Source organism: Rhodococcus sp. W8901 (genome assembly GCF_013348805.1).
In the GTDB taxonomy this organism is placed as follows: Bacteria; Actinomycetota; Actinomycetes; order Mycobacteriales; family Mycobacteriaceae; genus Prescottella.
On the sequence record NZ_CP054690.1, the window covers coordinates 2,394,149 to 2,408,036 of the forward strand.

The following is a 13,888-nucleotide window of genomic DNA, read 5'->3' on the forward strand; positions in this document are numbered from 1 at the left end:
CGCCGGTCTCGCTTCGTGGGACCATGAACGTGTATGACGAAAACACATCGCACCCACGTCCCGTCCACCGCGGACGACCACGCAACCTCCGGCGAGGCTGAGTACTTCGACGATTCCGCGGCGCCGTCCGTCGGCGACATGCAGCTCGACGAGCGCGCCGCGCTGCGCCGAGTGCAGGGATTGTCGACCGAGCTCACCGACGTCACCGAGGTCGAGTACCGGCAGCTGCGCCTCGAGCGCGTGGTTCTCGTCGGTGTCTGGACGTCGGGCACCGCCGCGCAGGCCGACGCGAGCATGGCCGAGCTCGCCGCCCTCGCCGAAACCGCCGGCTCCGAGGTTCTCGAGGGCCTGGTCCAGCGCCGGGACAAGCCCGACGCCGCGACGTACATCGGGTCGGGCAAGGCCGACGAGCTGCGGCAGGTGGTCCTCGCGACCGGCGCCGACACCGTCATCTGTGACGGCGAGCTCACGCCCGCGCAGCTGACGGCGCTGGAGAAGGTCGTCAAGGTCAAGGTCATCGACCGGACCGCGCTGATCCTCGATATCTTCGCGCAGCACGCGACCTCCCGCGAGGGCAAGGCACAGGTCGCGCTTGCTCAGATGGAGTACATGCTGCCCCGGCTGCGCGGCTGGGGCGAGTCGATGTCCCGGCAGGCCGGTGGCCGTGCGGGCAGCAACGGCGGCGTCGGTCTGCGTGGTCCCGGTGAGACCAAGATCGAGACCGATCGTCGTCGTATCCGTGAGCGGATGGCGAAGCTGCGGCGCGAGATCAAGGCGATGAAGTCGTCGCGGGATACCAAGCGCAGCCACCGCCTGCGCAGTGAGATCCCGTCCGTCGCGATCGTCGGCTACACCAACGCCGGCAAGTCCAGCCTGCTCAACGCCCTCACCGGGTCCGGTGTGCTGGTACAGAACGCGCTGTTCGCGACGCTGGATCCGACCACGCGCCAGGCGTCGTTCGAGGACGGTCGCGAATACGTGCTCACCGACACCGTCGGTTTCGTGCGGCACCTTCCGACGCAGTTGGTCGAGGCGTTCCGGTCGACCCTCGAGGAGGTCACCGACGCCGATCTGCTGCTGCACGTCGTCGACGGATCCGATCCGCTGCCGACCGATCAGATCAAGGCCGTCCGTGAGGTGATCACCGAGGTCATCCGCGAGAACGATACGACCGCGCCGCCCGAGTTGATCGTGGTAAACAAGATCGACGCTGCGGACCCGGTGGTTCTCACCCAGCTGCGCGGGCTGCTGCCCGGTGCGGTGTTCGTGTCCGCCAGGACCGGGGAGGGCATCGATGAGCTTCGGACGCGACTGGGCGAGATCGTTCGGCGACCGGAGATCGAGGTCGACGTGCTCGTGCCCTATTCACGCGGCGACCTCGTCGCCCGGATTCACTCGGACGGCCAGATCCTCGACACCTCACACGAGGAGGGCGGCACCCGGATGCGCGTGCGCGTGCCCGAGTCGCTCGCCTCGGCCCTCGTCGAGTTCGCGGGGCGTGGGTAGTCCTCGCGGCGCGGCCCGGCTGTCACTCGCCGGAGCGGCACTCGTCCTGGTCCCGTCGATGCTGCTGGCCGCGCCCGCGGCCGCGCAGAGTTCCGGTTCCGGAGTGTTGGTGACCGGCGCACAGTTCGAGCAGGTCTGCACGCCGGGGGATCCGGCCCTCGCGGAGCTGTCGGGGCTGGCGGTGGCGGGCGGGAAGACCTACGGGATCGGCGACAGCGGCACCGACGACGCCGTCGTGGTGATGGACGGCGACTGTGCGGTGACCGGCACGCTGTCGGTGCCGGTGGACCCGTACGACATCGAGGACATGGGTGTCGGGCCGGACGGCCGGCTGTGGCTGTCGGACGCCGGCGACAACGAGCGCGTCCGCTCCACCGTCGCGCTCATCGACCTCGACCCGGCCACCGGCGCGGGGCAGCTGCACCGGCTGACGTACCCGGACGGCCCGCACGACGCCGAGGCGCTGCTGATCCAGCGCGACGGCGTTCCGCTGATCGTCACCAAGGAAGTCCTCGCCACCAACGGCATCTACCGCCCCGCCGGTGCGGCCGCGCTCGGCGACCTGGCATCGCCCGGGCCCACACCGCTCGAGCGAGTCGGCGACGTACGTCTCGGCCCCACCAGCACGCCCGGCGGTCCGGTGCCGGTCGGCGGATCCACCCTCGTCACCGGCGGCGCGGTGAGCGCCGACGGCACCGTCGCCGCGCTGCGCACCTACACCGACGTCTACCTGTACTCGGCACCCGACGGCGATCTGGTGCGGGCGCTCACCGCCACCACACCGGTGCGGGTGGCGTTGCCGAACCAGCCGCAGGGCGAGGCGATCGCGTTCACGCCGGACGGCGACCTGCTCGCGGGTTCCGAGTCGGCCGGTGGCCCGCTGCCCCCGGTTCAGATCCTGAGGGGCGCAACGGAACTGGCGCGCAGCAGCAGCTGGTCCGGTGGCTCGGTGTCACTGTCGGCGTCGGAGGGGCACGGCCAGGACCCGGCCCAGGCCTCCGGTGAGACCACCGAGAAGCCCTCGGCTCCCCGGTGGTCCACGGCGGTCCTCGGCGTCGGCGCGCTGGTCGCGGGACTTGCGACGTTCGCTCTGGTGCGGCGCCGGTCCCGCTCGTAGCGGCCCCGCCGGTCAGGAATTCCTGATCAGGTCGGCGCAGCGTTCGCCGATGAGCATCGTGGTGATGTTCGGGTTCACCGCGACGATCTTCGGCATCACCGAGGCGTCCGCCACCCGCAGGCCCTGCACGCCCTTGACCCGCAACTGAGGGTCGAGCGGAGAGTCCGCGTCGGGCCCCATCCGGACCGTACCCACCGGGTGGTAGACGGTGTTGTGGGTGCGCCGGATGTAGTCGGCGATCTGTTCGTCGGTCTGGACATCGGTGCCGGGGAACAACTCCCGGCCCGCCCATTCGGCCATGGCCGGCTGGGCGACGATCTCCCGGGCCCGGCGGATGCCCTGGATCATGATGTTCATGTCGTAGGGGTCGGTGAAGTACCGCGGATCCACCTTCGGCTTGTCCCGGAAGTCGATGCTGCGCAATCTGACCGTGCCCCGGGATCGGGCGTGGGTGACGTTGGGTGTGAGGCAGAAGGCGTTCTCCGACGTCGGATAGCCCTGCCGCACGGTGTGCATGTCGAACGGGACGCTGCCGTAGTGGAACATCAAATCGGGGCGGTCCAGGTTCTCCTGGGTAGGGGAGAAGATGCCGATCTCCCACCACTGGGTCGATCGGGTCACCATGGGCTGCTTTGCCTCCCACTGGATCACGCCTTCGGGATGGTCCTGCAGGTTGCTGCCCACACCGGGGGGGTCGACGAGCACCTCGATGCCCATCTCCCGTAGGTGCTCGGCGGGGCCGACACCCGAGAGCATCAGCAGCTTGGGGGAGTCGATCGCGCCCGCCGACAGGATCACCTCGCGGCGCGCCGTGATTCGCCGCGAATGGATGCCGTCCTTCAACAGCACATCCACGCCGACGCACCGGCCGTCCTCGATCGGCACCTTCTTCGCCCAGTGATCGGTGAGGACCGTCAGGTTCTCCCGGTCGAGGATCGGGTGCAGGTACGACACCGATGACGACGAACGCACGCCGTCCTCGCGCCCATTGATCTGGAAGAAGTTGGCGCCGTTGACGATCGTCTCGCCCTCGTTGAACGTTGCGCGGGGGATACCGGCCTGCTCGCACGCGTCGAGGATCGCGACACCGCACGGGTCGTTCGGTGGGACGTCGCGCAGCACCGGCCGTCGTGGCCGTGGTGGTCGCCGGGTCGCGAGTTGTTCTCCAGGCGCTTGACGAGTGGGAAGATCGCCTCGGCCTCCCAGCCGGTGCAGCCGAGGTTGCCGGCCCACTCGTCGAGATCCTCGCGCGGCGGCCAGAACGCGATGCACGAATTGTGCGACGAGCACCCACCGAGCACCCGCGCCCGGGCGTGCCGCATGAACGAGTTGCCGTGTTCCTGGGGCTCGATGAGATAGTCCCAGTCGTAACCGGATTCGAGCAGCGCCATCCAGTCCTCGAGGATCAGGATCTCGTCGAGCCCGACGTCGCTGGGCCCCGCCTCGATCAGCGCGACCGTCACCGAGGGGTCCTCGCTCAGCCGCGCCGCGACCGCGGCGCCCGCCGACCCGCCACCGACGACAACGTAGTCGTACTCGTGCTCCTGCTGGGACGTCATGCTCACTCCTTCTCCGATCTCCGATCGCTCCGAGCTCCGGTCCGTGAACCACCCGCTCACCGGGAGCGATGTTCTGATAGACGTGCTTGGCCTCGCGGTACTCGTCGAGGCCCGTGGGTCCGAGTTCGCGGCCGAAGCCGGACTCACCGAAGCCACCCCACTCCGCCTGCGGGAGGTAGGGGTGGAAGTCGTTGATCCACACCGTGCCTGCGCGCATCCGGTTCGCGACCCGCTGCGCCCGGCCGGCGTCCTGCGTCAACACCGCACCGGCCAGGCCGTAACGCGTGTCGTTGGCGATCCGCACCGCGTCCTCCTCGTCGGTGAACGTCTCCACGGTCACGACCGGACCGAAGCCCTCGTCGACGACGACGGACATGCCCTGCCGGACGCCGTCGAGCACGGTCGGCAGGTAGTAGTAGCCGCTCTCCAAATCACCGGAGCCCCACTCGCCGCCGCAGCGCAGCACGGCGCCCTCCTCGACCCCCCCTGCGGACGTATGCGCTGACCTTGTCGCGGTGGGGGTTGGCGGCCACCCACCGTCCGGTGGGTGGCCGCCAACCCTTTCGGCGGTCGACTTGTCGATCGACGGTGGGGAAGAGGCCGGAACCGCTGTAGCCCCTTTTCGCTCGGACCGGGCACTCGGTATGGATGTGATTCGGGTGGCGAGTCCAGGTGCGGTGGTGTATCGGCGCAGGCGGTAGCTCTACTATTGGCCAACTGTGACGAGTACAGAGGACCACGCGCAACGCGCGCCCGAACGGGAAGCCGGCACCGGGATGTTCGGATGGGCGCTGCACGGCGACGGCCGACGGATCAGCGACGGCGCGGTGGTCGCACCGCACGAGCGGCTGTCGTGGCCGCGCACCATCGGCATCGGGATGCAGCATGTGATCGCGATGTTCGGCGCCACCCTGCTGGTGCCGACGATCACCGGCTTCCCGGTCACGACGACGCTGCTGTTCTCCGGCATCGGCACCGCGCTGTTCCTCATCATCACGCGCGGGCGGATCCCGAGTTACCTCGGTTCGTCGTTCGCGTTCATCGCGCCGCTGACCGCGGCCGCCGGTGACGGGCCCGCCGCGCAGCTCGGCGGCGTCCTCGCCGCCGGTGTCGTGCTGATGCTCGTCGGCCTGGCGGTGAAGTTGATCGGCGCCCGCGTGATCGACGCGGTCATGCCGCCGGTGGTGACCGGCGCCGTGGTCGCGCTGATCGGCCTCAACCTGGCGCCCACCGCGGCCGGGTCGTTCCAGGCGCAGCCGTTGATCGCCGCGGTGACGCTCCTCGGCATCCTCCTCGCCACGGTGATCGGGCCGGGCATCATCGGTCGCCTGGGCATCCTCATCGGCGTCGTGATCGGCTGGGTGTTCGCCGCGATCACGGGCGGGCTCGCGGACGACCGCGTGGACGCGCTGCGTGAGGCCGCGTGGTTCGGTGTGCCGCACCTGCGCGGTCCGTCGTTCGATCTGTCCGTCATCCTGCTCGCTCTGCCGGTCGTGATCGTCCTGATCGCCGAGAACGTCGGCCACGTGAAGGCGGTCGCCGCGATGACGGGCCGCTCGCTCGACGACCTGGCCGGGAACGCCCTGTTCGCGGACGGTCTGGCAACCACCCTCGCCGGCGCCGGCGGCGGATCCGGAACCACGACGTACGCCGAGAACATCGGGGTCATGGCCGCGACCCGGGTGTACTCGACCGCGGCGTACTGGGTCGCGGCGGCGACCGCGATCGTCCTGTCCTTCTCGCCCAAGTTCGGCGCGCTCGTGTTCACCGTGCCCGACGGCGTGATCGGCGGCGCCACGATGGTGCTGTACGGCCTCATCGGCGTGCTCGGTGTCCGGATCTGGATGGACGCCAAGGTGGACTTCACCGATCCCGTCAACCTCACCGTCGTGGCGACCGCCCTCGTCGCCGGGATCGGCAACCTCACCCTGTCGATCGGTTCCGTCGAACTCGGTGGCATCGCGTGGGGCTCGGTCGGCATCCTGGTCGCCTACCCGCTGATGCGCCGGCTGAACTCGATGCGCCGCGCATAGAGGTCGCGCACGATTCGTGATCTGCGCCACGCGGTCACGAATCGTGCTCGTCTCGGTCATGGATCGACGTTGATCTTCGCTTTACGGTCATGTCGAGGAAGTAGGTCTGCTGCTGCGTGCCCGCGGCCGCCGGCAGATCGCCGTACATCTCGACATGAGGAGACGCAGTGGAACGCACCCTGTTCGAACCGGAGCACGAACTGTTCCGGGAGTCCTACCGCAAGTTCCTCGATCAGCACGTCGCGCCCTTCCACGATCAGTGGGAGGAGCAGAACATCGTCGACCGATCGGTGTGGATCGAGGCCGGCAAGCAGGGCTTCCTCGGTATGGCGGTGCCCGAGGAGTGCGGCGGCGGGGGAGTCGAGGACTTCCGGTACAACGCGATCGTCACCGAGGAGACCACCCGCGGCGGTTACAGCGGTGTCGGCTTCATGCTCCACAACGACGTCGTCGCGCCGTACCTGATCAAGCTCGCCAACGAGGAACAGAAGCAGCGCTGGCTGCCCGGGTTCTGCTCCGGCGAACTCATCACCGCGATCGCGATGACCGAGCCCGGCACCGGGTCCGACCTGCAGAACATCAAAACCCGCGCCGTCAAGGACGGCGATCACTGGATCCTCAACGGCGCCAAGACCTTCATCACGAACGGCATCAACGCCGACGTCGTGATCGTCGTCGCGTGCACCGATCCCGACAAGGGTGCGCAGGGCTTCTCTTTGCTCGTCGTCGAACGCGGCATGGAGGGCTTCGAGCGGGGACGCAACCTCGACAAGATCGGTCTCAAGGCCCAGGACACCGCGGAACTGAGCTTCACCGACGTCCGGGTGCCGGCCGAGAACCTCCTCGGCGAGGAGGGCATGGGCTTCATCTACCTGATGCAGAACCTGCCGCAGGAGCGCCTGTCGATCGCGGTCGTGGCGGCCGCCGCGATGGAATCCTGCCTCGACATGACGATCCAGTACTGCCGTGACCGCAAGGCGTTCGGCAAGTCGATCGGGAGCTTCCAGAACACGCGGTTCGTGCTCGCCGAACTCGCCACCGAGACGACGGCCGTGCGGATCCTGGTGGACAAGTTCATCGAACAGCTCAACGCGGGCACACTCACCGTCCAGGAAGCCGCAATGGCGAAGTGGTGGACCACGGAGGCGCAGGTCAAGCTGATCGACCGGTGCCTGCAGCTGCACGGCGGCTACGGCTACATGCGCGAGTATCCGATCGCCAAGGCGTACATGGACTCTCGGGTCCAGACGATCTACGGCGGCACCACCGAGATCATGAAGGAGATCATCGGTCGCGGACTGAACCTCGGCTGACCCGCACTTCTCGCTCCTCACGACGACAGGGGCCGCGGCACCCAGTGCCGCGGCCCCTGTCGTCGTAACGGGTCAGAGCTTGCGCATCACGGTGACGACCTTGCCGAGGATCGCGGCGTCGTTGCCGGGAATGGGGTCGAACAGGGGGTTGTGCGGCATGAGCCACACATCCTTGCCGGTGTGCTTGAAGGTCTTGACGGTCGCCTCACCGTCGATCATCGCGGCGACGATGTCGCCGTTCTCCGCGACGTTCTGCTGCCGCACGACCACCCAGTCGCCGTCGCAGATCGCAGCGTCGATCATGGACTCGCCGACCACCTTGAGTAGGAAGAGCGATCCCTGCCCGACCAGTTCGCGGGGTAGCGGGAAGACGTCCTCGACGGCTTCCTCGGCCAGGATCGGGCCGCCGGCCGCGATGCGTCCGAGCACCGGCACGAACGTAGGGGCCGGCAGTTCGTCGGTGGACTTCATGGCCGCGGATGCACTCGGCGTCGACCGCGTGTCGTCCAGGCCGTCGAGCGTGTCCAGTCCCCGGACATCGACCGCACGGGGCCGGTTCGGGTCGCGCCGCAGGAAGCCCTTGCGCTCGAGTGTGCGCAGCTGGTGCGCGACGGACGACGTGGACGTGAGGCCGACCGCGTCGCCGATCTCGCGGATGCTCGGCGGGTAACCGCGCTCGGCGACCGACGTCCGGATGACCTCGAGGACGTTGCGCTGACGGTCGGTGAGCTGGCCGGCGTCGAGTCCCGTGCCCAGCCCGGCGGCGGCCTGGGCGTCGTCGGGCGACGTGCGTCCGGACTTGCCGGAGGAACTCGAGCTGTCGTCCTTCATGGCGCGTGGCCTCCTTCGCGGCTCCAGCGGCTCGCGGGCTGAGTCGGTGAGTGTCTGTGTGTTCTGCCACGAATCTATCCCGATCACCCCACTACTTCAAACATCTGTTCGACCTGTGTCGTCGAAACTACTGACTTTGTCGCAGCCGCGTGGTAGAAATCGAATATGTGTTCTATCGAACGCATGATCGAACACGGTTTGCTCGGATTGCTCGCGACGTGTCCGGAGGAAGCGCCACACGTCCGGTTCGCGCTCTGTCCGACTAGTGAAACGGCTCGACGACTGGCTGGGAGGTTCGGATGGGTATCGCACTTTCGGGGAATGGATCGGTCGGTCGGACGCCGACGGGCCGCCGGGACGTCTACATGCGGGCGGATTCGTCCGGCGTGATCATCGACCGTGGCACCGTGCGGGAGTACCGCCCGGCGCGCATCCGGCCCGTGGACTCGCGGCGTCCGGTTGCCGGTCTCATGCACTACGACGCCGTGCCGCGGTACGGCTCGCGCGGATCTCGGGTCTCGGTCACCTCCCACCCGTCACACGATCAGCGCCGCCCGCGGCCACGATTCGCAGGTCTGTCGGCGATCGTCGCGACCGTCGTCGTCACCGTCGGCATCGTCGTGGGGCTGGATGCGCTCGCGAACTTGGCCGCCGGGGAGTCGGGGGCGACCGACACGGTGCAGGTGCAGGGAACAGAGTCGTTCGTGAGGTGACCGGGCTCCGGTCGCGAATGGAGGAGGCGTTCGATCATGGTGCTGCCGGCACGATCGGATTCGGCGCTGATCCGCCTGGGTACCCGGGAGTCGCTGTCGGTATGGGTGGGGCGGGTATCCTCGAATCCTGTCAGTCACACCACATCGCGTGGTCGCGTCGATATCGTGTCTCCCCTGCGTGAGTCGGTCCTGCTGGAACCGGCATCGGTCGAGAAGCGGCGCAGCGGCCACGATGGCTACGAAGGAATCACCATGCACTGCCCGTTCTGCCGGCATCCCGATTCGCGCGTGGTCGATTCCCGAGAGGCCGACGAGGGCGCGGCGATCCGTCGTCGACGCTCGTGCCCGGAGTGCGGCCGCCGATTCACCACCGTCGAGACGGCCGTGTTGGCCGTAGTCAAGCGAAGTGGCGTCACCGAGCCGTTCAGTCGGGAGAAGGTGGTCCAGGGTGTGCGCCGCGCGTGCCAGGGCCGCCAGGTCGACAACGACGCGTTGAACCTGCTGGCCCAGCAGGTCGAAGACGCAGTCCGCGCGTCAGGGTCGCCCGAGATCCCCAGCCACGAGGTCGGATTGGCCATCCTCGGTCCGCTGCGTGACCTCGACGAGGTGGCGTACCTGCGTTTCGCGTCTGTGTACCGCTCCTTCAGTTCCGCGGAGGACTTCGAGCGCGAGATCAAGGACCTGCGCGCCCACCGCGAAAGCCGCACCGCCGAGCTCGCCGACGCGGAGTCCGTCACCGAGTGACTCCGGCCGGCAGGCCGCCGGGTGAGCGCGCTACCGCCGGATCCCGTCGATCGACTTGAGTACCCGCTTCTCCGACACGGGAATCGCGGTGCCCAGTGACTGTGCGAACAGGCTCACCCGCAACTCCTCGATCTTCCACAGGACCTCGTTGACGTCGTCGTCTCCTCGGCGCTCCTCCGGCAGGGCCGAGAGCATCCGGTCGTAGGCGGAGTACACGCGATCGAGGACATCCATCCCCGCCTGGTCGCGTTGCGCGCTGCCGGGCAGCGACTCGAGCCGCAGCGACGCCGCCGCCAGGTACCGCGGCAGGTCCTTGAGTCGCCGGGAGCCGAGTTCGGTCACGAACCCGGGGAACAGCAACGACTCTCGCTGCTCGCGCACGTCGTCCGCGGCCTCGCCGACGGATCGTTCGAGGATCACCGACAGACGATGTGCCTCTGCGAGCGCAGGAAGCAGCAGGTGAAGCAGCCGCGCGACACGGGTGGCGAGCTGCGCGCGGACCTTCCCGGTCAACGTCTCGAACGCGGCGGGATCGAGCACGGGGCCGCCGTTCTCGGCGATCAGCTCGTCGACCGCGCACGCGCGACAGTCCTCGAGGAGCGCGTCGAAGCTGCCGTCCGGGTTCTGGCCGAGCGCGAGACGGTCGGCGTTGCTCATCCCGTTGGTCACCGACTTGGCCTGCGTCGGAACAGCGTTCAACAGCAGCCGGCGGGTGCCGGCCCGCATGGCGGCGCGCTGCGCGGCCGGCGTGGTGAGCACCCGCACCGCGACGCCGGAGTCCTCCGGCACCAGCGCCGGGTAGCCGGTCACCTTCTGGCCGCCCAGGGTCCGGGTCACCGACGACGGCAGCGTGCCCAGGGTCTGCGCGGTCCAGACCGGTGCCGGGGCCCGTTCTGTGGTCGAGGCGGCCTTGGCGACCTCCACCTCGACCCGCGGTGCCAGGGACCGGCGCAGCGCGGCCAGGCTCTTGTCCTTGCCGAGGACCTTGCCCTTCTCGTCCACCGCCGCGAACGTCATCCGCAGGTGCGGCGGCAGCGACGCTACGTCGAAGTCCGTCGGGTCGATCCGGCACGAACCGAGCCGCGACAGCTCGCGCGCCATCGCGTGGATCAGGGACTCGGATCGCGGTTTGACGGCGGCGAGCGCGGCCGCGGCGAAGTCCGGGGCCGGCACCACCTGGCGGCGGAGTTGTTTCGGCAGCGTCTTGATCAGTGCGGTGACCAGCTCGGTGCGCATGCCGGGCACCAGCCAGTCGAATCCCACCGGGCGCAGGCCCGCGAGCAGCGCCACCGGTATCCGCGCGGTGACGCCGTCGTCCTCGGTGCCGGGCTCGAACTGGTACGTCAAGGGGAACTGGATGTCGCCCTGACGCCACGCGTCGGGGTAGTCGCCCTCGAGTACTGCGGCGGAGTCGGCGTTGACCACCGTGGCGGTGGTGAAGTTCAGCAGATTCGGATCCGAGCGTCGCGCCTGCTTCCACCACGTGTCGAAGTGCTTGGCGGACACCGCCTCCGGACCGACCCGCTGGTCGTAGAACTCGAACAGCGTCTCGTCGTCGACGAGGATGTCGCGTCGTCGGGCCCGGTGTTCGAGTTCCTCGACGTCGTCGAGCAGCGCGCGGTTGGCGTGGAAGAACTTGTTCTGTGTCTGCCACTCGCCCTGCACCAGTGCGTGCCGGATGAACAACTCCCGCGATGCCTCGGGGTCGATCGTGCTGTAGGTGACGGGTCGTCCGGTGACGAGCGGGACGCCGTAGAGGGTGACCCGCTCGTACGCCATCGCACACGCCCGTTTGGTGGACCAGTGCGGCTCCGAGTACGTGCGCTTGACGAGGTGTGGGGCCAGCTTCTCGGCCCACTCGGGTTCGATGCGGGCGGCCATCCGCGCCCACAGTCGCGACGTCTCGACCAGTTCGGACGCCATCACCCAGCGCGGCGGCTTCTTGAACAGGCCGGAGCCGGGGAAGATCGCGAACCGGCTGCCGCGGGCGCCGAGGAAGTCGCGCTTGTCGCCCTCGCGCAGCCCGATGTGCGAGAGCAGGCCCGCGAGCAGCGACTGGTGGATCGACGTCTCGGACGCCGTCGCGGCGTCCGGGCCGCCGGAATCGCCCGGCTCCCAGCCGAGTCCGCGGGTGATCTGACGGAGCTGGCCGTGCAGGTCCTGCCACTCGCGGATCCGCAGCCAGTGGAGGAACTCGTTGCGGCACATCTTCCGGAACTGGTTGGAGCTGAGCTCTTTCCGCTGTTCGCGCAGGTACTCCCACAGCTTGAGGTAGGCGAGGAAGTCGGAGTTCTCGACGGCGAAGCGGGCGTGCTTCTCGTCGGCGGCCTGCTGGAACTCGGCGGGGCGCTCGCGGACGTCCTGGATGGACAGCGCGGACACGATCACCAGCATCTCGCGCAGGCAGCCGTTGCGGTGCGCCTCGACCAGCATGCGCGCCATCCGCGGATCGACCGGCAACTGGGCCAGTTCGCGGCCGGTCGCGGTGAGCTGCGGGCCGACGGGCTTGTCCCGGGCTGTCTCGGCGTCGGTCTCGGTGTCGGCGTCGACGCGGCGCTGACCGGGTCCGGCGATGGCGCCGAGTTCCTCGAGCAGCGCGACGCCGTCACGGATCGCCCGCGGATCCGGTGCCTCGACGAACGGGAACGCCTCGATCTCGCCGAGCCCGAGGGCGGTCATCTGCAGGACCACCGACGCCAGGTTGGTGCGCAGGATCTCCGGCTCGGTGAACGCGGGCCGCGACTCGAAGTCGTCCTCCGCGTAGAGGCGGATGCAGATTCCGTCCGCGACCCGACCGCATCGTCCGGCGCGCTGGCGGGCCGACGCCTGCGAGATCGGTTCGATCGGCAGGCGCTGCACCTTGGTGCGGACCGAATAGCGCGAGATGCGGGCCGTGCCCGGGTCGATGACGTAACGGATGCCGGGCACCGTCAGCGACGTCTCGGCGACGTTGGTGGACAGCACCACGCGCCGCCCGGTGTGCGGGGAGAACACCCGGTGCTGTTCCGCGGCGGACAGCCGGGCGTACAGCGGCAGGATCTCGGTGTTGCGGTACTTGCGGTCCCGCAGGGCGTCCGCGGTGTCGCGGATCTCGCGTTCGCCCGACAGGAAGACCAGGATGTCGCCGTCACCCTCGGCGGCGAGTTCCTCGACGGCCTCGCACACCGCGTCGACGGGGTCGCGGTCGAAGGTCTGCTCGCCCACCTCGACGGTGAGCGGGCGGTAGCGCATCTCCACCGGGAACGTCCGGCCCGACACCTCGACGATGGGTGCCGGCACGCCGTCCACCGCGAAGTGTTCGGCGAACCGCTCCGGGTCGATAGTGGCCGAGGTGATGATCACCTTGAGGTCGGGGCGCCGGGGGAGCAGCTGCTTGAGGTAGCCCAGGATGAAGTCGATGTTGAGGCTGCGCTCGTGGGCCTCGTCGATGATCAGCGTGTCGTACCGGCGCAGCATCCGGTCGCGCTGGATCTCGGCGAGCAGGATGCCGTCGGTCATCAGTTTGACCAGCGTCGAGTCGGACACCTGGTCGGTGAAGCGGACGGTGTAGCCCACGGTGTCGCCCAGTTCGCGTCCCACCTCCTCGGCGATCCGCTCGGCGACCGTGCGGGCGGCCAGGCGGCGAGGCTGGGTGTGCCCGATCATGCCGCGGATGCCGCGGCCCAGTTCCATGCAGATCTTCGGGATCTGGGTGGTCTTGCCGGAACCCGTCTCGCCGGCGACGATCACCACCTGGTGCGATGCGATCGCGGCGGCGATGTCCTCGCGGCGCTGCGTGACCGGCAGCGCTTCCGGGTACGTGATCGGCGGGACCTGCGCCCGGCGGCCCTCGACGCGCAGCTCGGCGGCGGAGATCTCGTCGGCGAGTGCGGCGAGCGCGGACGGGGACTTGGCGCGGTCGAGGCGTCGGCGAAGCCGGTGCTCGTCGCGGAGGGTGAGGGCACCGAGCCGCTTCCTCGCCTCGCGGCGATCGAACCCGGTCTCGGCTGCTGATGGTGTTGTCGACATGCTCCGCACAGCCTATCGAAGCGTGCAACGGCAATTCCGGCTGGAACCGCCCGGGGCGTGCGAA

General features: G+C 68.9%; 9 protein-coding genes and 2 pseudogenes. 6 read left to right on the forward strand and 5 right to left on the reverse strand.

All coding sequences use genetic code 11. From position 1 onward, the window contains the following. The first annotated feature begins 33 nt into the window (after positions 1–33). Together hflX and HUN07_RS11375 are read left to right on the forward strand one after the other, a co-directional pair. Positions 34–1,506 carry a GTPase HflX gene (gene hflX / locus HUN07_RS11370; RefSeq protein WP_174909752.1) on the forward strand — a complete coding sequence of 491 codons (1,473 nt, stop codon included), beginning with the start codon at positions 34–36 and terminating at the stop codon, positions 1,504–1,506. Between the two features lie 58 nt (positions 1,507–1,564). Next, positions 1,565–2,623, forward strand: coding sequence for a hypothetical protein (locus HUN07_RS11375; RefSeq protein ID WP_174914639.1), 1,059 nt, complete (start codon positions 1,565–1,567; stop codon positions 2,621–2,623). Positions 2,624–2,635: 12 nt separating this feature from the next. On the opposite strand, the gene HUN07_RS27425 is transcribed toward HUN07_RS11375, so the two are convergent. The 3 genes and pseudogenes from HUN07_RS27425 to HUN07_RS26925 form a co-directional block, all read right to left on the reverse strand. Then, entirely contained in the window at positions 2,636–3,340 is a 705-nt protein-coding gene (locus HUN07_RS27425; RefSeq protein WP_368077049.1) for a GMC family oxidoreductase, read from the reverse strand. Next, a pseudogene (locus HUN07_RS27430) lies at positions 3,338–4,182 on the reverse strand (GMC family oxidoreductase N-terminal domain-containing protein); the annotation flags it as partial. The pseudogene HUN07_RS27430 and the gene HUN07_RS27425, both read right to left, overlap by 3 nt. Positions 4,183–4,321: 139 nt before the next feature. Beyond that, positions 4,322–4,648 (reverse strand): annotated as a pseudogene (locus tag HUN07_RS26925) (aldehyde dehydrogenase family protein); the annotation flags it as partial. A gap of 310 nt (positions 4,649–4,958) precedes the next feature. On the opposite strand from HUN07_RS26925, the gene HUN07_RS11390 reads away from it, so the two are divergent. Further along, positions 4,959–6,215, forward strand: coding sequence for a uracil-xanthine permease family protein (locus HUN07_RS11390; protein WP_114719865.1), 1,257 nt, complete (start codon positions 4,959–4,961; stop codon positions 6,213–6,215). Between the two features lie 167 nt (positions 6,216–6,382). Next, a complete protein-coding gene (locus tag HUN07_RS11395) occupies positions 6,383–7,528 on the forward strand; it encodes an acyl-CoA dehydrogenase family protein (RefSeq protein ID WP_174909754.1) in 1,146 nt (381 codons plus the stop codon). A 72-nt stretch (positions 7,529–7,600) separates the two neighbouring features. Here the strand turns inward: HUN07_RS11395 and lexA are convergent, their stop codons facing one another. Beyond that, positions 7,601–8,359 (reverse strand): transcriptional repressor LexA, encoded by a 759-nt coding sequence (gene lexA, locus HUN07_RS11400; RefSeq protein WP_114719869.1) that lies wholly within the window; start codon positions 8,357–8,359, stop codon positions 7,601–7,603. 299 nt (positions 8,360–8,658) lie between these two features. On the opposite strand from lexA, the gene HUN07_RS11405 reads away from it, so the two are divergent. Together HUN07_RS11405 and nrdR are read left to right on the forward strand one after the other, a co-directional pair. After that, a complete protein-coding gene (locus HUN07_RS11405; protein WP_114719871.1) occupies positions 8,659–9,072 on the forward strand; it encodes a hypothetical protein in 414 nt (137 codons plus the stop codon). A 252-nt stretch (positions 9,073–9,324) separates the two neighbouring features. After that, on the forward strand, positions 9,325–9,816 hold the full coding sequence (gene nrdR, locus HUN07_RS11410) for a transcriptional regulator NrdR (RefSeq protein ID WP_114720036.1): 492 nt from the start codon (positions 9,325–9,327) through the stop codon (positions 9,814–9,816). 30 nt (positions 9,817–9,846) lie between these two features. Here nrdR and hrpA read toward each other — a convergent pair whose 3' ends face one another. After that, positions 9,847–13,824, reverse strand: a complete 3,978-nt coding sequence (gene hrpA, locus HUN07_RS11415; protein ID WP_174909756.1) for an ATP-dependent RNA helicase HrpA — start codon at positions 13,822–13,824, stop codon at positions 9,847–9,849. Between the last annotated feature and the right edge of the window lie 64 nt (positions 13,825–13,888).

Coding starts and splice junctions, on each gene's coding strand:
- HUN07_RS11390 (WP_114719865.1), top strand. CDS start 4,959: ATGTTCGGATGGGCGCTGCACGGCGACGGCCGACGGATCAGCGACGGC.
- hflX (WP_174909752.1), top strand. CDS start 34: ATGACGAAAACACATCGCACCCACGTCCCGTCCACCGCGGACGACCAC.
- hrpA (WP_174909756.1), bottom strand. CDS start 13,824: ATGTCGACAACACCATCAGCAGCCGAGACCGGGTTCGATCGCCGCGAG.
- HUN07_RS11405 (WP_114719871.1), top strand. CDS start 8,659: ATGGGTATCGCACTTTCGGGGAATGGATCGGTCGGTCGGACGCCGACG.
- HUN07_RS27425 (WP_368077049.1), bottom strand. CDS start 3,340: ATGGGCATCGAGGTGCTCGTCGACCCCCCCGGTGTGGGCAGCAACCTG.
- nrdR (WP_114720036.1), top strand. CDS start 9,325: ATGCACTGCCCGTTCTGCCGGCATCCCGATTCGCGCGTGGTCGATTCC.
- HUN07_RS11375 (WP_174914639.1), top strand. CDS start 1,565: ATGCTGCTGGCCGCGCCCGCGGCCGCGCAGAGTTCCGGTTCCGGAGTG.
- lexA (WP_114719869.1), bottom strand. CDS start 8,359: ATGAAGGACGACAGCTCGAGTTCCTCCGGCAAGTCCGGACGCACGTCG.